We start from the raw sequence: 19,022 nt of genomic DNA on the forward strand, positions 1-19,022 counted from the left end.
ACACCATACCCATCGGGCTACACTTGCTACGAGGAAGCTATCACAGCCGCAGGATAGGGTTGCAGCCTGTCCAGCAGCGGGCATGAAATGAAAACGGTGGGCAGGAGCCCACACTAGGCCGTCGTTCAGACGGCTTTTTCAGCTAGCCTTTAAGCCAGTTGTTCAATCTTGGCGATGAGATTAGTAGGTTGGGTTGGCAAACCCAACGTTTCGGATAGATCGACGGTTTTGTTGGGTCATGACCCAACCTACGCTTGCTGCGGGTTTCGGCGGGTAGGGTGTGTGCGGAACGCACGCACGCGGGTTTCGGGTTGGCAAACTACGGCGTGCGTGCCTGCGGCACACACCCTACGGCCGTTTGAGCCGCTTTGCAGGGATTCGGCCTGCGGCGGAAGCCTGGTTGCTGGTTTTCACTTTGTTGAAGCTGCGCTTCAGCTGCGCAGAAACTCCGCCTTGGCTTTGCCGAGACATCGTTTTCAGACGGCCTTGATGGAGGTTTCGGTGAAATCGGGCGTTGGCACAAGCAAACCTGACGGTTTGCCTGCCCTCTCCCCAACCCTCTTCCACGGGGAGGGGGGACGGATTGGTGGTAAGCCGTGTGTGGCGTCAAAAGGTTTTTTCAGACGGCGTTTTTCAGGTAGCCTCAATCCTCCGCCAACGGCGCAAACCCTGCAAACCGCCGCACGGCCTCCTGCCAGCTTTCGGGGGTTTGGAACAGCATTTCGCCGTTGTCGAGGCGTTGGGCGACTTGGGTGGTATGGGCTTGGGTGAGCTTGTCGCCGCTTTCGGCGTCGCGTAGGGTGTAGCTGAGGCGCAGGCAGCTTTCGTATTCGGTCATGGCCATGTCCACGCGGATTTTCTGGCCGAAGCGGGCGGGGCGGATGTATTTGAGGTCGAGCTTCACCACGGGCCAGGCGCAGCCGTGCGCCAGCATCACGGTGTAGTTGTAGCCCAGCGCGTCGAGGAAGGCGCAGCGGGCGATTTCGAGGTATTTCACGTAGTGGCCGTGCCAGACGATCTGCATCACGTCCACGTCAAAAAATGGCACTTCGATCTCGGTGCTGTGGCGGCAGTAGATGTGTTTAGCCATGGTCGGGGTCGTTCCAAAAATCGTAGAAGTTAAACCATTGCAGCGGGGCGCGGGCGGCGTGGGCGGCGAGGATGTCGGCGTATTGCTGCGCCATGTGTGCAATCACTTGTTTGCGCGTGGCGGCTGTCCAGCTTGGGGCTACCTGAAAACGCTTGAGGCATAAATGATAGCGGCCGCGTTCTTTTAATACGAACACGGTGTTGGTGGGCGCGCGCAGCAGACCGGCCAAGAGCCAGGGGCCTTGCGGCAGGCGGGCGGTGTGGCCGAGGAATTGCACGGGCACGGTTTTGTTGCCGCGCACGGGTGTGCGGTCGGCGGCGATGGCGAGCCATTCGCCCGCGTCGAGTTTGTGCGAAAGCTGGAGCATTTTGGCGGCGTCGAGTTCGGCCACTTGGATGAGCTGCAAATCGCTGGCGCCGGCGGCTTTGAGGGCGCGGTTGAAATCTTCGGCGTGGGCGTTGTGCACCAGCACGTTGAGCTTAAAGCCTTGGTGGTGCGACACGAGGGCGCGGCACACTTCGATGTTGCCCAAGTGCGAGCAGATGAGGATTTGGCCGCGCGCGCTGTGGTTGTCCACGTCGGCGTAGAGCTTGTCGGGGTCTTCCACCACCAGGTCGGGCACGGTGATTTTGTGCCGCCACACGGCGAAGCGGTCGGCCACGGCTTGGCCGAAGGCGGCAAACTGGCGGTATTCGGCAAAACGCGCGGGCAGCGGCGCGGCGGGGAAGCTGCTTTTCAGGTAGCCCTGATATTGGCGCACGCTGCGGCGTTGGGCGGTAGAAGTGAGGTAGAAATAGGCGGGCACGATGGCGGCGATGGCGTGCACCAGCGGCAGCGGCAGGTAGCGCACCAGCCATGCGGTGAGCCGGAGGAAGGGGCGGCTGCCGCGTTCGCGTTGCGCCGACCAGTGGGCGGATTGCGCCGCTTGAGGCCGTCTGAAAAACCGCCCGAAGCGGCGGGCGAACATGCCGCAAAACAGGCGGGCGTGCATTTTACTGATCAGCCAGTTGTCGCGGCGCAGGTTGAAGTGCGAGATGCCGTCTGCCGCGTAGCGTATCGGCGTATCCAGCCACACGAATGGCACGCCCGCCCAATGCAGGCGCACCAGGATTTCGTTGTCGAAATCCATGCGCTCGCCGATGATGCCGCCGCCGTATTGAATAGGCAGCACGGCGGCCAGCGGATAGACGCGGAAGCCGCACATGCCGTCTTGGATGTCGCGCGACCAAGTGTGCAGCACGTTCCAAAAATCGGTGATTTTGCGGCCGTAGAGGCGCGATTTGGGCACGTCGCCGCCGTACACCGGCCGCCCGCACACCACCGCCTGCGGCTGCGCCTGCGCGGTTTCGATAAAACGCGGGATGTCGGCAAAGCTGTGCTGCGCGTCGGCATCCATCTGCAACACATGGCTGAAACCCTGCTGCGCCGCCAGCTTGAAGCCCCACTTCATCGCGCTGCCCTTGCCGCCGTTCACCGGCCGGAACGCCACCTGCACGCCCTCGCCGCGCAAAGCCTCCAAACCCGCGCGATAATCTTCGCCCGAACCGTCGTCCACCACCAAAACGGGCAGGCCGCAAGCGCGCAGCGCGGCCACCACCTGCGGCAGCGTGCCGAGGTGGCGGTAGTGCGGGATAACGGCGAGGAGTTTCATGGAAAAGGCGGGGCGGGGGAAAAGCGGGATTTTAGCAAAAAGGGGCAAGGGCTACCTGAAAATCCGCACGGCGGCATGAAGCGGATGCGCCATCCAAATGCGCAGGCGGATTTTTCAGGTAGCCTTTTCCCCTTCTGCCAATGGCAGCGCGATTGGATTGGCGCCGGGCGGCGGGCGGTTTGGCGGCGCAGCAATCCCGCCCGGGCTATGCCCGCACACCGTTTTAGCGAAACTCGCTTTGCTCGTTTTCAGGTAGCCTTTAATATATCGCCATGCCAAACCCAAGCACCTAGGAAAAAACATGATTACCTTAAGAGACGTTACCAGCTTCATCGCCATGCTGTATTGGGGCACGATGCTGGTATTTGCATTAGGCTCGATATTTTTGTTCTATCAATCCCACTCCAAACTTTTGGAAAAACACCCGTGGCTGTTGCCCGCCCCCGGGCTTGCCGTGGCCGGGCTGTTTTTCCTGCTGCCCAAGGCCATCGAATGGTCGGACAATCGGGAGAACGCGGAGAAAGTGGCCGAATGGCGCAAACGCTACGACCCCGCCAAAGCCCGTTTCGACCAACTTTGTCGAAACGCCGGTGAGAAGATCTACCGCACCGCCGAGAATGTGGACGGCATCCTGCTGCTAAAAGTGCGCGGGGATGACGAGAAATATCAGAGCAATAGCTACAACCCGCGGAAAGACCAGATGTGGGAGGATGCGGCGGTGGCGAGTGAATTCGAGCGAGAGGAGTATGTTGCCAGCTTTTTGCCATATTTTTCCCGTGCCCATTATGATTATGTTGATGTATTGCAAAAAGACGGTTCTATCATCCGCTATAGTGGTGATTGGCATATGTCCGACAAACCGTTTAATCAAGAGATAAATCCACCACATCCGGCCCGCTACGCCGTTACTTATGAGAATGATGTTTCTTGGGAAAACCGCAAGCATTGGATAGCGGGAACAACGATCAAAATAATTGATACAAAAACGAACGAATTGATGGCTGAAAAAACGATGTATGTTTTTGTGCCTGAGCTAGGATATTCTAAGTTTGAACAAAATCCGAATCCTTGGGGCAGAGGGGAAAGATGCCGTCCTAATGAAAATTCCTATGAACAGAGAACTAGTACATTTGTAAAAAGAGTTTTGATTTCCCCAGCATTCAAACCGGAAGCTCGGCAATAATGCGGCAACGGAATTAAAAGGCTACCTGAAAACTTTTTCAGGTAGCCTTTTACTTGCCTCGTGCCAATCAGCGGGCAATATCGCCGCGCATCACCACGCGGGCGTGGAAGGTGCCCACTTCGCAGTCATACTGCCCGCCGCGCAGGATTTGGCGGTTGTAGTAGCTGTGGAAGTTGCTCACGCGGTTGGCGCCGCGGCTTTGGGCAGTTTCCTGGAATTTGTGGGCGGCGTTGATGAAGGCGCGTTCGCAGGCGGCTTCGTCGGATTTGTTGGAGGCGTTGGCGGCCTGGCGGGTGGTGAGGTTGGCGCGCACGGTGCGGCCGCCGGCACCGAAGCTCACGGGCACGCTCGGGTTGAGCAGGCGTTTGGCTTCATCGGAAGCCAGTACGGCGCGGCCGTTGCAGCGGTACACCACCCTGCGGCCGCCGCGGTTGGGGTCGTCGTCGCGCAAGAGGCGGCACACGCGGCCGGTGGTTTGCGCGTTGCCGTGGGCGGCGCGGGTTTCGGTGCGTTGCGTGCTTTGGCGGCTGCCCTCGTCGGGCGTGCGGTTGTTTTGGCAGCCGGCCAGGCCGAATGCGGCTACAATCGCGATTGCCGGCAGGATGTGGCGGGATTTCATATTTGCTCCTTATTGAGTGGGGGAAACGGATCGTCCGAAACCGCCGCCGTGGCAACTTCCTTCCACCAAAATCCAGCGGTTTCACTTAATTTAACAGTATATTGGAAAACCCAGAAAATGCCTACCCGCCCGAGCGCCGAACACCGCATCCGCCTCTATCTGGCCGCGCCCGACAGCGCCGCGCATTATTGCGCCGAACGCTTGGATGCGGCCGACCGCGCGCATTTGCTGCGCCACCCCGGGCGCGCCAAGCAAAGCGGTTGGCGGGTGAGCCGTTTCCTCAAACAGCAGGCGGCGGCAGACGGGTTTGCAGGAAGCCGCGATTTTTCAGGTAGCCTCAGCCACAGCGGCGGGCATGCGCTGCTGGCGCTGCCGTCTGCCGATTTTGCCGTGGGCGCGGATTTGGAGCGGCTGCGGCCGCGCGATTTCGGCGGCTGGCCGGATTGGGTGCTGCATGCGGATGAGGCGGCGTGGCTGCAAGGGCATGCCGATTTGGCGAGCCGTTATGCGCTGTGGGCGCTGAAAGAGGCGCTGCTCAAAGCCGCGGGGCAAACGCTGGCGGATTTGCCGCGGGTGGGGCTGCGGCCGGGCGGAGGCAGGGAAAACTGGCGGCTCTGCGCCATCGGGCGGGTGTGGCGCGGTGCGGCGTGGCTGCTGGATGGGGAATGGGTGTGCGCGGCGGTGTGGCCGCAAGAGATTGAAGCGGGGTTGGAATGGCGGGGCTTCGGCAGGTGGGCCGGGGTGGGGCGGCGCTTGCTGTATGAATTTGTTTAGCTGACAACAGGCGGCCGGAAGGCGCTAGCTTCGACGAAGCTAAAACTGCCTGCCGCTTTTTCAGGTAGCCTCAGATTGGGCTAGGGCTACCTGAAAACGAACGAAGTGAGTTTCTGTGCAGCTAAAACGGGTACTGAGGGCTTCTGCGCAGCAAAAACGGATTGCCTGCCCGATTGCTCCAAAATAGAAACGGAGCCGCGCTTTTCGGGTAGAATACCGCCGTTTTTATTGCCCATTATTAGGAACTGCCATGTCTGCCCTGCTCGCCCTCTCCCCGCTCGACGGCCGCTATGCCGCCGCCGTGGAAGCCCTGCGCCCGATTTTTTCCGAATACGGCCTCATCCGCGCCCGCGTGCGCGTGGAGCTCGAATGGCTCAAAGCCCTGGCCGCCGCGCCCGAGATTGGCGAAGTGCCGCCTTTTTCCGCCGCCACGCTGGCCGAAATCGATGCCGTGATCGCCGGCTTCTCGCCCGAGCACGCCGCCGAAGTGAAAGCCATCGAAGCCACCACCAACCACGACGTGAAAGCCGTGGAATACTGGCTCAAGCAGCGCTTCGAGGGGCTACCTGAAATCCAAAAAGCAAACGAATTCATCCACTTCGCCTGCACCAGTGAAGACATCAACAATCTCTCCCACGCCCTGATGCTGCGCGAAGCCCGCGACACCGTGTTGCTGCCCAAGCTGGCCGAAATCACTGCCAAACTGCGGCAGATGGCGCACGACTTGGCCGCCGTGCCCATGATGAGCCGCACCCACGGCCAGCCCGCCACCCCCAGCACCCTGGGCAAAGAAATCGCCAACGTGCTCGCCCGCCTGCAGCGCCAAACCGCCCAGCTGGAAAAACAGGAATTTTTGGGCAAAATCAACGGCGCCGTGGGCAACTACAACGCCCACCTCGCCGCCTATCCCGATATGGATTGGGAAGCCCACTGCCGCCGCTTTGTGGAGCAGTCCCTCGGCCTCAGCTTCAACCCCTACACCATCCAAATCGAGCCACACGACTACATGGCCGAATTCTTCCAAACCCTCGGCCGCATCAACACCATCCTCATCGACTTCAACCGCGACGTGTGGGGCTACATCTCCCTGGGCTACTTCAAACAAAAAGTGAAAGCCGGCGAAGTGGGCTCCTCCACCATGCCGCACAAGGTGAACCCTATCGACTTCGAAAACTCCGAAGGCAACCTCGGCACCGCCAACGCCCTGCTCGGCTTCATGGCCGAAAAACTGCCCGTATCCCGCTGGCAGCGCGACCTCACCGACAGCACCGTATTGCGCAACATGGGCGTGGGCGCCGGCTACACCCTGCTTGGCTGGGCCGCCCACCTGCGCGGCCTGAACAAACTCGAAGCCAACCCCGAAGCCATGCAGGCCGACCTCAACGCCACCTGGGAGCTTTTGGCCGAGCCCATCCAAACCGTGATGCGCCGCTATGCCGTGCCGCAGGCCTACGAACAGCTCAAAGCCCTCACCCGCGGCAAACACGGCATCACCCCCGAATCCCTGCAAAGCTTCATCCAAGGCCTCGCCATCCCCGCAGAAGCCAAAGCCCAACTGCTCGCCCTCACCCCCGCGCGCTACACCGGCAAAGCAGAAGAGCTGGCCAAACGGATTTGATAACCCGCCAATAACACAGGCTACCTGAAAAACGGACAAACCATTTTTCAGGTAGCCTTTTGCTTAATTCAGACGGAGGCCATCATGTTGGCAAACACAGCTTCGGCTTTGGCAACATGCTTGGCATCGCAGCGACGGCACAGAAACCTACCCCGCCGCCCGATAACCATATACAGCGCCAGCCCGCAGCGTTGGCAGTGGAGTGAACTTTCCCACAAGGCGGCGATGGGGGTGTCCAGTTGCGAGTTCAGGTGCTTAGCCAGATAGGCAAACTGCTGTTTTTCAAATTGGTTGGAGAGGTGCAGGCGATGCAGGCCGCGGCATTGCGCCAGTATGGTGATGTCGTCATCGGCCAGTTTAGCGTTGGCTAGGGAGAAGTCGGTTAAGTTGGGCAATTCGGCCACAGGGGCGATGCTGTCGAGCCGCAGCGGCGGGGTGCAACTGCCGTGGTTGCCGGATAGATGCAGCGTGGTGAGCGAGCTCATGCTGCCGATGCCATCCAGATTTCGCAGCTTGGGGAAGTTGATAATTTCCAGCGTTTGTAAATCATTAAGCTGAAACAGGGGCGATAAATCGGTAATTTTCCCCGCCCAGTCGAGCGAGAGGTGGCGCAATGAATGCAGCGGGGAAAAATCGGGCAGCTCGGGCGCGGTGATGTGATAGAGGCGCAGATGCCGCACCTGCGTGGCACGCAACACGGTAGGCCAATCTTTGGCAGCGATGTTGCGGATGTCGAGCTCGGTAGCGGTAAGAAGCTCGGTTTCGTTGATGGGGGATTGGTTGAGCAGCAGCATGGTTTCTCAAAAGAGGAAGGTGGGCGGTTTTGGTGTTTTGGGCTGGGCAAAATATTTTTCAGGTAGCCTGTCGCCATTATCGGCGAGATGGGGAAACGCCCTCAAGTCCGCCGCTTCAAGCTGCGTTACAATGCCGCTCCCCATCCGTATTTCCCGCCCGCCATGCCCTTCACCCTTGCCCATCCCGTTGCCGTGCTGCCCTTTGCCCGCTGCCGCCGCTGCCATTTCCCCGCGCTGGTAATCGGCAGCCTGTCGCCGGATTTCGTGTATTTCCTGCACGGGCGCGCGGTGGCGGGCGGGCATGGGTTGGCCGATATGCTGTGGCCGAACTTGGCGCTGTGCCTCGCCTTCTATTGGCTTTACCTCGCCCTGTGGCGCAGCACCCTGCGCGATTTTCTGCCGAATTGCCTGAACGCCGAAATGAGGCTACCTGAAAACGAGCAGAGCGAGTTTCGCCAAAACGAACGAAGTGAGTTTCTGCGCAGCAAAAACGAGCACAGCAAGTTTCGCCTAAACGGGCAGGACGGCCGGCGCTTCGGTTTCAAGCCAACAGGCGCGCGCGCCGTTGCATTCGTGCTCAGTGCGCTGTTTGGCATGGCCACGCATCTGCTGCTCGATGCGTTTACGCACCCCGCCGGCTGGTTTGTGCAGCACTTGGCGCCGCTGCGTCAGCCGATGTGTTCCCTGCCGCTGTTCAAATGGCTGCAATACGGCGGCGGCCTGTTCGGCGTGGCGGCCTGCCTGCTGTTTGTGTGCTGTGCCGCGCGCCGGCGGCCATGTGTGCCTGCTAAAAGCGCGGCGCAGAAAGGCGGCTTTTGGGCGGCCTGCGCGGGGCTGTCGCTGCTCGGTTTCGCTGCGTGGCAGGCGGTCGCGCCGGTGCCGCTGACGCATGCGGCCACTCAGGTGATCCGTCTGATTGATTGCGCGGTGTTGGCTTTTTCAGCGTTGTGCCTGCTGCGCTTGGGGGTGGGGAAGGCTACCTGAAAATGCAGCGCAGCAACGTTGCTGCGCTGCATTTTCAGGTAGCCTTTTGCCGCATTAGCCGTGGTTTTCGCCGAAGCCGATGTGGGGCAGGAATGAGATGAAGCGGCGGTAGTCTGCTTCTTGGGCAAACAGCCATTCGCAATAGCCGAAGTCGTAGCCGGTTTTGGCCAGCCAGCGGGCGCGCCAGCGGCCTTGGTGGCTGTGCGGCAGGGGCTCGGGGCAGGCGGGGTAGTCGGAAGCGCGCTGGGCGCATTCGCCGAAACATTCGCCGAAGTGCTGCCAGCACCAGCGTTCGGCAAAATCGAGCTGCGGGTAGAACAGTGTGAGCACCAGGCTGTGGGGCAGGCGTTGGCGCCATTGTTCGCGCTCGGCTTGGGCGGCTGGCCATTGCGCGGGCGGCAGGCATTCGCGCAGGTAGTCGGCAAATTCAACTCGGGTAACGGGGGTTTGCTGCTCGAAATCGGCAATGCTGCTCATGGCTTGGGTAAGGATGATTGGCTGGGCGGAAATCTGGTTGCCTGGGGAAACTTTGCGCCGGCTTTGCAGAAGCCCTGCCTTGCTTCGCAAGACATCGGCCCACTGCGTTGAAGCTCACGTTTTAGCTTCGCAGAAACTCACTTCGTTCGTTTTGGCGAAACTCGCTCTGCTCGTTTTAGCTGCGCTGAAGCTGGCGCTTTCAGGTAGCCTGGTTCAGCGGGAATGGGCGGCCGGGGCGCTTAGTGTTTTGTGGGCGGTGGCTTTGGTTTCACTCGGTGGGTTGGTTTCGGCGGCGGGCTTGGCTTCAGCCGGGGTTTTTTCGCAGCCCATCTGCTGCACCATGTCTTCAAACTGGCGGCTCACCACTTCGCAGCCTTCGGCGTCGAGCTGGGAGAGGTCGCCGCGGGTGGCTTCGAGCGATTGTAGCAGGGCGCCGGCCTGGCCTTCGGGGGCGTGGCGGAAGCAGGCGCGGGCGCGTTGGAAATAGGCTTCGCAGGCGGGGTTCATGTTTTGCGCGGTGGCGGGGGGCAGGGCGTTTTCGGGCTCGGGGTTGGCTTCGGCGGCGGTGAGCGGGTCGTCAACGGCGTTGTCGTCGGCCACTTCGGGGGTGATCAGGTCGATGGGGGCGGACACCACGGCCACGCCGCCTTCTGCCTGCGCGGCGGGAGCGGAGGTGGAGGCTGGCGGGGCGCCGCTTGGGGCGGCGGCATGATGCTTGCCGCTGCCGGCTAACAGGCCGACGGCGAGCAGGAGGATGCCTGCAACAATGGCGGCAGCGGCCAGCAGCTGCGGTTTCTGTTTGAGCAGGCGCAGTTTTTGCAGCTTTTCTGCGGCCTGTTGGCGGTATTTTTTCCAGTCGGGTTTGCCTTGCATGGGGTGGGTGTCGGTTTCCTGCCGATGTTGGAGTGAAAACGCCGCACATCTTACACGCAAGCGGGTTTGGCTGAAAGGCTGGGCGGGCGGGAACGGGATTTCAGGTAGCCTGAAGCGGCGTAGCTGTTTGCCAAACAGAAGAGTTATGGTATAACACGCCATCTTGTTTACAATCTGCCAAAGGAGGTTCCTATGTTTCGCCGATTATTGCCTGCCCTGCTGCTGGCGGGCCTGCCGTTTGCCGCGCACGGCCACGAGGTGTGGGTGAACGCGGCGCACACGCACGGTGGCGAGGTGTTGAAAGCCGAGCTGGGCTATGGGCATTATCCGGAAGTGGAGCCGATTGCCGCCGACCGGCTGTCGCTGTTTCCTTCGCCGCTGCAATTGCTTACGCCGCAGGGCAAGGTAAACCTGGTGCGGCGCGGGCAGCACAATTACCAGTTTGAAACGCCGCGCGCGGTGGCCGACGGCAGCTATCTGCTCCTGGCGCAATACCGCCCGACTTTCTGGTCGCGCAACGCCGAGGGCTGGCAGCGGCAGAATCTCGCGCAGATGAAGGATGCGGCCTATTGCGAGCAAACCAGTATGTTCGGCAAGGCGGTGGTGAACGTGGGGCACGAGAGCGCGGGCAAGGGGCTGATCAGCCGGCCGGTGGGCGATTTGCTGGAGATTGTGCCGCTGGAAAACCCGGCCAACGTGCGCGTGGGCGAGGCCTTGCCGGTGCGGGTGCTGTTCCGCGGCGAGCCGCTGCCGGATGCCACGGTGGTGGCCACCTTCGACGGCTTCAGCCACCGCGACCCGGCCGATAAATCGCATCGCCTCGAGCCGCAGGCTTTCTCCGACACCACCCGCGCCGACGGCACGGTGGGCATCATCCCGCTGCGGCAGGGCAGCTGGAAGGTGCGCGTGGTGCACAAAACCGATTTCCCGGATCAGGCCGTGTGCCAGAAGCTGGCGGCCTATGCCACGCTGACGTTTGAAATCGGCAGCAGCCACCATTGAGTTTCAGGCGGCCTTTTTGCCTTTTGGGCAAATGTAAAACAGGGTGGGCAAAGAATAGCCCGCCCTGTTTTTGTTTTTCAGGTAGCCCCAGCCTGCCGCCTGAAGGCTACCTGAAAACGAAACCGCAGCCCGCCGCTAGCCCGCCTTACCGTCCACCCTCGGCGCGGCCAGCCACGGCAGGTAGCGCCAGGCGTAGAGCAGCAGCGAGGCGGCAAACAGCAGGCCAGAGAGCCACAGCCCCGGGCGGTAGGCCGCCGGATGCAGATACATCAGCACCGCCGTTGCCGCACGCGCCGTCGCTGCCGCCACCATCAGCCAAAACGCCAGCGGCATGGCGGCCGGTGCGGGGTAGAGCGGGCGGCCGGTGTGGCCCAGCGCGGTGCGCACCATCATGCCCACCGTCATCAGCCCGATGCCGCCCACCGCCACCAAGTGCACGCCCAGGCTCAGCCAGCGCGGCAGCCAGTAGCCCGTGCCCAGCACCGCCAAGCCCGCGCCGGTGAGCAGGAAGCCGGCAAACAGGATCCACAGCATCGGCTCCTTTGCCACTTCCGGCCGCCACCAGCGCACGGTTTGCACCATATAAAGCCCGCCCGAAGCGAGCGCAATCAGCGCCGCCAGCGGCAGGGCTACCTGAAAACCGTAGAGCAGCGCCATCGCCAGCGGCGCCAGTAGCGAAGCCGACATCACATAAGGATGGCTGCCCACCTGCTCGCAGCCCAGCCGTTTGGCGGTGAAAAACGGGATCACGCGCATCCCCACCAGCCCGATAAAGCCCGCCACCACCGAAAGCCCGGCAATCAGCCCGTCGTTTAGCGCGGAAAAATTCTGCCGCGCCAGCTGCCAGTGAAACAGCCCCTGCAGCAGGCCGAACACAAACAGCGCCGCCACCGCCGCATAGTTGCGCCGGTTGTGGCTGCGCACCACGGCCGCGCCCATATGCCATGCCGCAAGCCAATAAAATGCCACGCCCAGGATGCCGCCGATAAGCGTGAGCGGTGCGGCAAACATGCACAGCCGCGCCGCCAGCCACAGCAGGGCGAGCAGCATCAGTGGCCGGCCCCAGGTGCGCGGCTGGCCGGTCCAGGTGGCCACGGCGGTAAGCAGGAAGGCCACCACGATGGCGCCGGTGTAGCCCCAAATCATTTCGTGCGCATGCCAGAATTGGGCAGGCAGCGCGGCTGTGCCCGGGTAGCCGAAGCTCCACAGCAGCACGGATACGGCGCCATACACGGCGGCCAGCGGATAGAGGGGGCGGAAGGCCATGCCCCAAATGGGGTGGTTGGGAGAGAGCAGGTTCATGATGTGTCGGTGAAGAGTGATTAATATTAAAAGGGTTAAACGGGAAAGAGGCTACCTGAAAAAGTACAACGGCGGGCTGCTTGGTTTTTCAGGTAGCCTCTTGCCGGCAAAAAATTTCTGAACAACCAAGTGCAGAATATTGAGTACGAACGGGCATAAAGCGCCAGGCGAATAAAGTGCAAATAACGCAGGCTACCTGAAATTTAGAAAAAGATCACTCGCTGCAAACCTTGCAGGGAGGCTCATATTTTATTTCCGCACTGCCGGATGGAAGGCGCGCCATATTTTCAGGTAGCCTTCCCAAACGGCGGCACCTCCGCGCCCAGCTGGCGCAGCAGCCGCACGGTTTCAAACACCGGCAGCCCCATCACGCCGCTGAAGCTGCCCGCCAAGTGTGTCACAAACACGCCGCCCACGCCCTGAATGCCGTAGGCGCCCGCCTTGTCCAGCGGCTCGCCGCTGTCGATATAGACCTGGATTTCCTGCGCGCCCAATGCTTTGAAACGCACATCGCTGCGCTGCACCGCCGCCAGCGTTTGCCCGCCGTGCGACGCGCACACCGCCGTCCACACCTGGTGCTCGCGCCCGGAGAGGCTTTCCAGCATGGCGCGGGCGTGCGCCGCATCGCGCGGTTTGCCCAGAATCCGCTCCTCCAGCGCCACTACCGTGTCCGCGCTCAACACCGGCCAGGCCGGCTCTTCGCCGCGTTGGCGCAAAATCTGCCGTGCCGCCGCGTTTTTCTGCCGTGCCATCCGCGCCACATAATCGGCCACCGCCTCGCCGGGCAGGGCGCTTTCGTCGATTTCGGCGGGCAGTGGCAGGGTGCGGAAGCCCAATGCGTTTAAAAGCTCGCGCCGGCGCGGGCTGGCCGAAGCCAGATACAGAGTCTGCGGCATATTATTCCTCCAATCCTAATCAGGCTACCTGAAAATTTGTCCTCTTTAATCTACGAAAAAGGACAGCCGAGGGCAAGGTTTGCCTTTGGCGCGGCCAAGGCGGCGTTCCTGCGGCGCCAACCGTATGCCGCGCGATAGCCGGAAAGGCGGCATTGTCCGCTTTCCAGCGCCAAAATCAAGCACACGGCTTGTTTTTCCCGCAAGCGCCCTTATTTTGCGTGGCGAATTGTTTGTTTTTACCCGAAATGCCCACCATGAGCGACCAAGACTACTACCAAACCCTCGGCGTGTCCCGCGACGCCTCCGACGACGAAATCAAAAAGGCTTACCGCAAGCTGGCGATGAAGTACCACCCCGACCGCAACCCCGACAACAAGGAAGCGGAAGAAAAATTCAAAACCATCCAAAAAGCCTACGAAATCCTCTCCGACCGGGAAAAACGCAGCCGCTACGACCAATTCGGCCAAGCCGGCGTAGACGGCAACGGCAGCGGTTTCGGCGGATTCGGTGGCGCGGGCGGCTTCGACTTCGGCGACATCTTCAGCCAGATGTTCGGCGGGGGCGGCGGCACGCGCCAGCAGAGCTTCCAAGGGCAAGACCTGCGCTACGATATTGAAATTTCGTTGGAAGAAGCCGCCACCGGCAGCAAAAAGCGCATCACCGTCCCCTCACACGAAGAATGCGATATTTGCCACGGCTCCGGCGCCAAACCCGGCACCTCCGCCACCACCTGCTCCACCTGCCACGGTTCCGGCGTGGTGCATGTGCGCCAAGCCATTTTCCAGCTCCAGCAAACCTGCCCCACCTGCGGCGGTTCCGGCCGCGAAATCAAAGAGCCCTGCGTGAAATGCCACGGCGCCGGCCACGTGAAGAGCCGCAAAACGCTGGAAGTGAACATCCCCGCCGGCATTGAAAACGAGCAGCCCATCCGCCTTTCCGGCGAAGGCGAGCCCGGCTCGCATGGCGCGCCCGCCGGCGACTTGTATGTGGTGGTGCACATCCGCCGCCACGAAATCTTTGAGCGCAACGGCCTGGATCTGCACTGCGAACTGCCCATCAGCTTCACCACCGCCGCGCTGGGCGGCGAAGTGGAAGTGCCCACCTTGAGCGGCAAGGTCAAGCTGAACATCCCGAAAGAAACCCAAACCGGCCGCCGCATGCGCGTGCGCGGCAAGGGCATGAAATCGCTGCGCTCTTCCGCCACCGGCGACCTCTATTGCCACATCGTGGTGGAAACCCCGGTAAACCTCACCGACCGCCAGCGCGAGCTGTTGGAAGAGTTCGAAAAAATCTCCACCGGCCTCGACCGCGCCCAAACCCCGCGCCGCAAATCGTTTATGGACAAACTGCGCGATTTGATCGACTAAACTTCCGTATGCCAAACAGCCGGCCATTGAGCCGGCTGTTTCGTTTGGATGGCGGCAGGGGCGGTTGGCAAGAGGCTACCTGAAAAACAGCAAACGGTTTTTCAGGTAGCCTTCTTCCGTTTCAAAAGCCGCTACGGGAACGCTAAGCAACAAAAAGGCTACCTGAAATTTTTCAGGTAGCCTTTGATTAAGCAGGAAGGATTAGTGCTGGCCTTCTTCCGGACGCATGTGCGGGAACAGGATCACGTCGCGGATGCTCGGGGCGTTGGTGAGCAGCATCACCAGGCGGTCGATGCCGATACCGCAACCGCCGGTGGGCGGCAGGCCGTATTCCATGGCGCGGATGTAGTCGGCGTCGTAGTTCATGGCTTCGTCGTCGCCGGCTTCTTTCTGAGCCACTTGTGATCTGAAGCGATCGGCCTGGTCTTCCGGGTCGTTCAACTCTGAGTAGCCGTTGGCCAGCTCGCGGCCTACTGCAAACAGTTCGAAACGCTCGGTGAGCTTCGGATTGGTATCGGAAGCACGGGCCAGCGGAGACACTTCAACCGGGTAGTCGATGATGAAGGTGGGGTTCCACAGTTTGCCTTCGGCGCAGCCTTCAAACAGCGCCAATTGCAGGCTGCCCACGCCGGGGGCGGCAGGCAGGTCTTCACCGTGTTTCACCACTTCTTTTTTCAGCCATTCTTCATCGTTCAGCTGCTCGTCGGTGTATTGCGGATTGTATTTTTTGATCGCTTCCACGATGGTGAGGCGGTCAAAACGTTTTTCCAAATCCACTTCTTTGCCGTTGTAGGGCACGTGCAGGCTGCCGCAAACGGCGTTGGCGCAGGCGCGGATCACGCCTTCGGTCATGTCCATCATGCGGTGGTAGTCGGAGAATGCCTCGTAGAACTCCATCATGGTGAACTCGGGGTTGTGGCGGGCAGACACGCCTTCGTTGCGGAAGTTGCGGTTGATTTCAAACACGCGCTCGAAGCCGCCAACCACCAAACGTTTCAGATACAACTCGGGAGCGATTCGCATAAACAGCGGGATGTCCAGCGCGTTGTGGTGGGTAACGAACGGACGGGCTGCAGCGCCGCCGGCAATCGGGTGCATCATCGGGGTTTCCACTTCCAAATACTGTTCGCCAGTCATGAAGTTGCGGATGGTTTGGATGATGCGGCCGCGTTTTTTGAAGATTTCGCGTGATTCTTCGTTCACGATCAAATCGGCATAACGCTGGCGGTAGCGGGTTTCTTGGTCTTTCAGGCCGTGTACTTTATCCGGCAGCGGGCGCAGGGCTTTGGCCAGCAGGCGGATTTGGCTCACGCGCACGGTCAATTCACCGTGGTTGGTTTTAAACAATACGCCTTCCGCGCCGAGAATGTCGCCCAAGTCCCAACGCTTGAACTCTTCATGAACCTTCTCACCTACGCCCTGATCGTTGACGTAGAGCTGGATCTGGCCGGAAACATCCTGCAGGGTGGCGAAGCTTGCCTTACCCATGTCGCGCTGAAGCATCATGCGACCGGCTACCTTAACGGTGATGTTCTTTTCGTCCAACTCTTCTTTAGACAGTTCGCCGTACTTGCTGTGCAGGTCGCCGGCAAAGGCATCGCGACGGAAATCGTTCGGGAAAGCCACGCCGTGCTTGCGGATCTCGGCCAATTTTTCGCGACGAACTGCCATTACTTGGCTTTCGTCTAACTGCGGGGTATCGTGGTGTTGAGATTCATTCATGGTATCCATCCATTAGTTAATTAAAGACAGCTGCCTCTTCAAAGCAGTCTGCCTTAGGGGTTGAAAAACTTCTTTTAAAACCTGCCTGCGCTTTCCGTCCGATGCGCCCGTCAACGCCTAGTGCGTTCTCGAACCTGCAATTTCGGGGGGAGGCTGCAAGCAGGGTTGTAAATTAATGGAAGATTACGGCGTATGTCAAGGGGGTGGATTAAATATTTTCCAAATATTTTTCAAACGCCAAAACTTGTTGCCTTATCCGGCACAAAGGCCGCCGATAGAAACGATCGGCGGCCTTTGTGCGGCGGTTCGGTGTTTAGGCGGCGGCGCCGACAGAGCGGGCGATGGCCAAGCCTTCCTGCTGGCTGAGGTAGCGCGGGTTGTCGGGGCAGTCGCGCAGGATGATGTCGCCGTCGCGGAAGGCCACCAGCTCGTTTACCGCAAGCTGGGTCCAGCTTTCGTTGGTGGTTAAGGGCTGTGTGGCGATCACGGCCACACGGTCGTCGGGCGTGGTAACCGCGGCGAAATCGACGGCCACGTCGTTGTCGATGAGGTGCGCTTCGCCGAAAGGGGCCTGGCGGATGATGTAGTGCAAGAGGGTGCTGGCGTGGGCAAACAGGATGTCGCCGTTGGAGAGCATGAAGTTGAATAATCCGTGGCGGCGCACTTGCGCGGTGAGGGCGGCAACTTCGGCAAACAGTTTGCCCACGGGCGGCTTGTGTTCGAAGCGTTGGCGCAGCTGTTCGAGGATGAAGCAGAAGGCGCGTTCGGAATCGGTGGTGCCGACTGCCCGGTAGTATTGGCCTTCGGCGGGCTGGAAGTCGGCGAGGTGGCCGTTGTGGGCGAAGAGCCAGTATTCGCCCCACATTTCGCGGATGAAGGGGTGGGTGTTGGCCAGCCCTATGCTGCCTTGGGTGGCTTTGCGGATGTGGGCGATCACGTTGGTGGATTTGATTTGGTAGGTCTTCACTAAATCGGCCACGGGGGAATGGGCGCTGGGCTTGTCGTCGTGGAACATGCGCACGCCTTTTTGCTCGAAGAAGCCGATGCCGAAGCCGTCGGCATGGCGGTCGGTGAGCCCGCCGCGCAGGCGGAAGCCTTCGAAGGAGAAGACGATGTCGGTGGGGGTGTTGCAGTTCATGCCTAGGAGCTGGCACATGGCGGATTCCTCGCGTGGTTGGGTCGGTGTTTGCCTCTATGCTCATTTTAACGACCTTGAGGCTACCTGAAAACCGGTTTGCGGCTATGGCGATATAACGGGCGGCTATATCGGTGTGGTGCCATCGCGGCGGCGCGGGGCTTGGCTGCTCGGGGATCGGCTGTTTTGTTTCGGCCGCGCCAAATTTTTCAGGTAGCCTGTTGCGGTTTCGGAAGGCGGGGAAATGTTTGAAGATAAGGTGCTGCCAGGCTCCTCGTGTACAATGCCGCTACTCTTTCGCAGGCTACCTGAAAACCCATGTTCGGCATCGTTAATCCCGTTTCTTATTTAATCGGCACGGTCATCCTCATCCTCATGCCCGGCCCCAACAGCATGTTTTGCCTGTCGGCGGCGGCGCGCTACGGGGTGCGGCGGGCGTATCGCGCGGTGTTCGGCATTTTGCTGGGCGATTCGCTGCTGATTTTGGCCACCGTGCTCGGCGCGGGCACGCTGCTGCGGCTGTATCCGGCGCTGTTTCACGGCATCAAGCTGGCGGGCGGGCTGTATCTGGCCTACATCGGCTGCGGTCTGCTGCGCGGGGCGGCACGCAAATGGTTTGCCCCATCGCCGGGCTTGGCCGATTCGCCCGCGCCCGATGCGCCGCCCGCGCGCCATGTTTTCAAACGCGCCCTGCTCTTGAGCCTCACCAATCCGAAGGCGATTCTGTTTTTGCTGTCGTTTTTCATCCAGTTTGTCGATCCGGCCTATCCGCACCCCGCGCTTTCCTTCCTGCTGCTGGCGCTGGTGTTGCAAGCCGTCAGTTTCAGCTATTTGAATTTCCTGGTGTTGGCCGGAGCGAAGGCGGCGCGGCTGTTCGGCCGGCACGGGCGTTGGGGCGCGGCAGCCATGGGCGTGGTGGGGCTGCTGTTTGTCGGCTTTGCCGTGAGCCTGTGGCTGGCCGAGATTTAGTTTTGGCTTCGTATGAGCCCGAGCTTTGGCTTTGCGGAAGCGCCGCTTTGGCTTTGCCAAGGTATCGCTTTCAGGTAGCCTCAATTCGGTGCGGGCTACCTGAAAAGCAAAGCGGTTTGCCGTATAATTAGCGGCATTTGCCCACACTGCCTGCATCAGGAATCCCCATGCCCAAACTCCGCATCCTGCTCGCCGCCCTCGCCCTTTCTGCCTGCACCAGCCTCGGCAGCCAAAGCTACAGCGGCGAGAGTGCCACTTTCGGCGGCGACCATATCCTGCGCAACGATGTTACCCGCACCGTGCTCACCGCCGAGCGCGCCGCCCACAATTGCGGCCAAATCCAATCCATCCGCAGCAAAATCCTGCAAGCCCGCAAAGTGCGCGGCCGCTGGCAGGTGCGCGAAGAATGGGCCGTGCAGGCCTGCGGCAAAACCCACCGCTACCACATCGGCCTGTTTGAAGACGCGCGCGGCGAAACCGACTACACCGTACGCCTGATTTCCCGCTAAAGCCAAACGAAACCCAGGCTACCTGAAAAAATATCTTTGCGCGGATACAGCGCAGTT

Annotated in this window: 18 protein-coding genes and 1 pseudogene; 8 read left to right on the forward strand and 11 right to left on the reverse strand. The window is 60.7% G+C overall.

Features of this window, described 5'->3' with window-relative positions:
* Positions 1-643 precede the first annotated feature (643 nt).
* From H9Q10_RS00890 to H9Q10_RS12375, 3 genes and pseudogenes are all read right to left on the reverse strand, one after another.
* Positions 644-1,090, reverse strand: coding sequence for an acyl-CoA thioesterase (locus tag H9Q10_RS00890; RefSeq protein WP_197902157.1), 447 nt, complete (start codon positions 1,088-1,090; stop codon positions 644-646).
* Complete coding sequence (locus H9Q10_RS12370) at positions 1,083-2,057, reverse strand: LpxL/LpxP family acyltransferase (RefSeq protein ID WP_238480113.1); 975 nt, start codon at positions 2,055-2,057, stop codon at positions 1,083-1,085. Before H9Q10_RS12370 ends, H9Q10_RS00890 begins: the two co-directional genes overlap by 8 nt.
* Positions 2,040-2,741, reverse strand: a pseudogene (locus tag H9Q10_RS12375) (glycosyltransferase family 2 protein); the annotation flags it as partial. The gene H9Q10_RS12370 and the pseudogene H9Q10_RS12375, both read right to left, overlap by 18 nt.
* Before the next feature lie 301 nt (positions 2,742-3,042).
* On the opposite strand from H9Q10_RS12375, the gene H9Q10_RS00900 reads away from it, so the two are divergent.
* Positions 3,043-3,924: a hypothetical protein gene (locus tag H9Q10_RS00900; RefSeq protein ID WP_197902159.1), complete on the forward strand. Its 882-nt coding sequence runs from the start codon at positions 3,043-3,045 to the stop codon at positions 3,922-3,924.
* A gap of 67 nt (positions 3,925-3,991) precedes the next feature.
* Here H9Q10_RS00900 and H9Q10_RS00905 read toward each other — a convergent pair whose 3' ends face one another.
* Positions 3,992-4,543, reverse strand: a complete 552-nt coding sequence (locus H9Q10_RS00905) for a hypothetical protein (RefSeq protein WP_197902160.1) — start codon at positions 4,541-4,543, stop codon at positions 3,992-3,994.
* A gap of 117 nt (positions 4,544-4,660) precedes the next feature.
* On the opposite strand from H9Q10_RS00905, the gene H9Q10_RS00910 reads away from it, so the two are divergent.
* Positions 4,661-5,317, forward strand: a complete 657-nt coding sequence (locus H9Q10_RS00910; RefSeq protein ID WP_197902161.1) for a 4'-phosphopantetheinyl transferase family protein — start codon at positions 4,661-4,663, stop codon at positions 5,315-5,317.
* A gap of 250 nt (positions 5,318-5,567) precedes the next feature.
* Positions 5,568-6,935, forward strand: a complete 1,368-nt coding sequence (gene purB, locus H9Q10_RS00915) for an adenylosuccinate lyase (protein WP_197902162.1) — start codon at positions 5,568-5,570, stop codon at positions 6,933-6,935.
* A 68-nt stretch (positions 6,936-7,003) separates the two neighbouring features.
* Here purB and H9Q10_RS00920 read toward each other — a convergent pair whose 3' ends face one another.
* Positions 7,004-7,729: a leucine-rich repeat domain-containing protein gene (locus tag H9Q10_RS00920; RefSeq protein ID WP_197902163.1), complete on the reverse strand. Its 726-nt coding sequence runs from the start codon at positions 7,727-7,729 to the stop codon at positions 7,004-7,006.
* Between the two features lie 87 nt (positions 7,730-7,816).
* Between H9Q10_RS00920 and H9Q10_RS00925 the strand changes: the two genes are divergently transcribed.
* Positions 7,817-8,713 (forward strand): DUF4184 family protein, encoded by an 897-nt coding sequence (locus H9Q10_RS00925; protein ID WP_238480104.1) that lies wholly within the window; start codon positions 7,817-7,819, stop codon positions 8,711-8,713.
* Positions 8,714-8,767: 54 nt separating this feature from the next.
* Here H9Q10_RS00925 and H9Q10_RS00930 read toward each other — a convergent pair whose 3' ends face one another.
* Both H9Q10_RS00930 and H9Q10_RS00935 read right to left on the reverse strand, forming a co-directional pair.
* The gene (locus H9Q10_RS00930) at positions 8,768-9,190 is read right to left on the reverse strand and encodes a hypothetical protein (RefSeq protein ID WP_197902164.1); all 423 of its coding nucleotides are present in this window, start codon (positions 9,188-9,190) and stop codon (positions 8,768-8,770) included.
* 213 nt (positions 9,191-9,403) lie between these two features.
* Positions 9,404-10,225, reverse strand: coding sequence for a DUF5339 domain-containing protein (locus H9Q10_RS00935; protein WP_197902165.1), 822 nt, complete (start codon positions 10,223-10,225; stop codon positions 9,404-9,406).
* Between the two features lie 30 nt (positions 10,226-10,255).
* Here H9Q10_RS00935 and H9Q10_RS00940 point away from each other — a divergent pair, with 30 nt between their 5' ends.
* Positions 10,256-11,065 carry a DUF4198 domain-containing protein gene (locus H9Q10_RS00940; protein ID WP_197902166.1) on the forward strand — a complete coding sequence of 270 codons (810 nt, stop codon included), beginning with the start codon at positions 10,256-10,258 and terminating at the stop codon, positions 11,063-11,065.
* A 135-nt stretch (positions 11,066-11,200) separates the two neighbouring features.
* Here the strand turns inward: H9Q10_RS00940 and H9Q10_RS00945 are convergent, their stop codons facing one another.
* Together H9Q10_RS00945 and H9Q10_RS00950 are read right to left on the reverse strand one after the other, a co-directional pair.
* On the reverse strand, positions 11,201-12,367 hold the full coding sequence (locus tag H9Q10_RS00945) for an NnrS family protein (RefSeq protein ID WP_197902167.1): 1,167 nt from the start codon (positions 12,365-12,367) through the stop codon (positions 11,201-11,203).
* 287 nt (positions 12,368-12,654) lie between these two features.
* Positions 12,655-13,263, reverse strand: a complete 609-nt coding sequence (locus H9Q10_RS00950) for a Maf family protein (protein WP_197902168.1) — start codon at positions 13,261-13,263, stop codon at positions 12,655-12,657.
* A gap of 254 nt (positions 13,264-13,517) precedes the next feature.
* On the opposite strand from H9Q10_RS00950, the gene dnaJ reads away from it, so the two are divergent.
* A complete protein-coding gene (gene dnaJ / locus H9Q10_RS00955) occupies positions 13,518-14,630 on the forward strand; it encodes a molecular chaperone DnaJ (protein ID WP_197902353.1) in 1,113 nt (370 codons plus the stop codon).
* A gap of 201 nt (positions 14,631-14,831) precedes the next feature.
* On the opposite strand, the gene lysS is transcribed toward dnaJ, so the two are convergent.
* Both lysS and H9Q10_RS00965 read right to left on the reverse strand, forming a co-directional pair.
* Positions 14,832-16,352 (reverse strand): lysine--tRNA ligase, encoded by a 1,521-nt coding sequence (lysS, locus tag H9Q10_RS00960; RefSeq protein ID WP_197902169.1) that lies wholly within the window; start codon positions 16,350-16,352, stop codon positions 14,832-14,834.
* Positions 16,353-16,665: 313 nt separating this feature from the next.
* Positions 16,666-17,508, reverse strand: a complete 843-nt coding sequence (locus H9Q10_RS00965; protein WP_197902170.1) for a class II glutamine amidotransferase — start codon at positions 17,506-17,508, stop codon at positions 16,666-16,668.
* A 297-nt stretch (positions 17,509-17,805) separates the two neighbouring features.
* Between H9Q10_RS00965 and leuE the strand changes: the two genes are divergently transcribed.
* Together leuE and H9Q10_RS00975 are read left to right on the forward strand one after the other, a co-directional pair.
* Complete coding sequence (leuE, locus tag H9Q10_RS00970; protein ID WP_197902171.1) at positions 17,806-18,456, forward strand: leucine efflux protein LeuE; 651 nt, start codon at positions 17,806-17,808, stop codon at positions 18,454-18,456.
* 167 nt (positions 18,457-18,623) lie between these two features.
* Entirely contained in the window at positions 18,624-18,965 is a 342-nt protein-coding gene (locus tag H9Q10_RS00975) for a hypothetical protein (protein ID WP_197902172.1), read from the forward strand.
* Positions 18,966-19,022 lie beyond the last annotated feature (57 nt).

This window comes from Eikenella glucosivorans (assembly GCF_016025525.2).
In the GTDB taxonomy this organism is placed as follows: Bacteria; Pseudomonadota; Gammaproteobacteria; order Burkholderiales; family Neisseriaceae; genus Eikenella; species Eikenella glucosivorans.

Coding starts and splice junctions, on each gene's coding strand:
- H9Q10_RS00890 (WP_197902157.1), bottom strand. CDS start 1,090: ATGGCTAAACACATCTACTGCCGCCACAGCACCGAGATCGAAGTGCCA.
- H9Q10_RS12370 (WP_238480113.1), bottom strand. CDS start 2,057: ATGTTCGCCCGCCGCTTCGGGCGGTTTTTCAGACGGCCTCAAGCGGCG.
- H9Q10_RS00900 (WP_197902159.1), top strand. CDS start 3,043: ATGATTACCTTAAGAGACGTTACCAGCTTCATCGCCATGCTGTATTGG.
- H9Q10_RS00905 (WP_197902160.1), bottom strand. CDS start 4,543: ATGAAATCCCGCCACATCCTGCCGGCAATCGCGATTGTAGCCGCATTC.
- H9Q10_RS00910 (WP_197902161.1), top strand. CDS start 4,661: ATGCCTACCCGCCCGAGCGCCGAACACCGCATCCGCCTCTATCTGGCC.
- purB (WP_197902162.1), top strand. CDS start 5,568: ATGTCTGCCCTGCTCGCCCTCTCCCCGCTCGACGGCCGCTATGCCGCC.
- H9Q10_RS00920 (WP_197902163.1), bottom strand. CDS start 7,729: ATGCTGCTGCTCAACCAATCCCCCATCAACGAAACCGAGCTTCTTACC.
- H9Q10_RS00925 (WP_238480104.1), top strand. CDS start 7,817: ATGGGGAAACGCCCTCAAGTCCGCCGCTTCAAGCTGCGTTACAATGCC.
- H9Q10_RS00930 (WP_197902164.1), bottom strand. CDS start 9,190: ATGAGCAGCATTGCCGATTTCGAGCAGCAAACCCCCGTTACCCGAGTT.
- H9Q10_RS00935 (WP_197902165.1), bottom strand. CDS start 10,225: ATGGCGTGTTATACCATAACTCTTCTGTTTGGCAAACAGCTACGCCGC.
- H9Q10_RS00940 (WP_197902166.1), top strand. CDS start 10,256: ATGTTTCGCCGATTATTGCCTGCCCTGCTGCTGGCGGGCCTGCCGTTT.
- H9Q10_RS00945 (WP_197902167.1), bottom strand. CDS start 12,367: ATGAACCTGCTCTCTCCCAACCACCCCATTTGGGGCATGGCCTTCCGC.
- H9Q10_RS00950 (WP_197902168.1), bottom strand. CDS start 13,263: ATGCCGCAGACTCTGTATCTGGCTTCGGCCAGCCCGCGCCGGCGCGAG.
- dnaJ (WP_197902353.1), top strand. CDS start 13,518: ATGAGCGACCAAGACTACTACCAAACCCTCGGCGTGTCCCGCGACGCC.
- lysS (WP_197902169.1), bottom strand. CDS start 16,352: ATGAATGAATCTCAACACCACGATACCCCGCAGTTAGACGAAAGCCAA.
- H9Q10_RS00965 (WP_197902170.1), bottom strand. CDS start 17,508: ATGTGCCAGCTCCTAGGCATGAACTGCAACACCCCCACCGACATCGTC.
- leuE (WP_197902171.1), top strand. CDS start 17,806: ATGTTCGGCATCGTTAATCCCGTTTCTTATTTAATCGGCACGGTCATC.
- H9Q10_RS00975 (WP_197902172.1), top strand. CDS start 18,624: ATGCCCAAACTCCGCATCCTGCTCGCCGCCCTCGCCCTTTCTGCCTGC.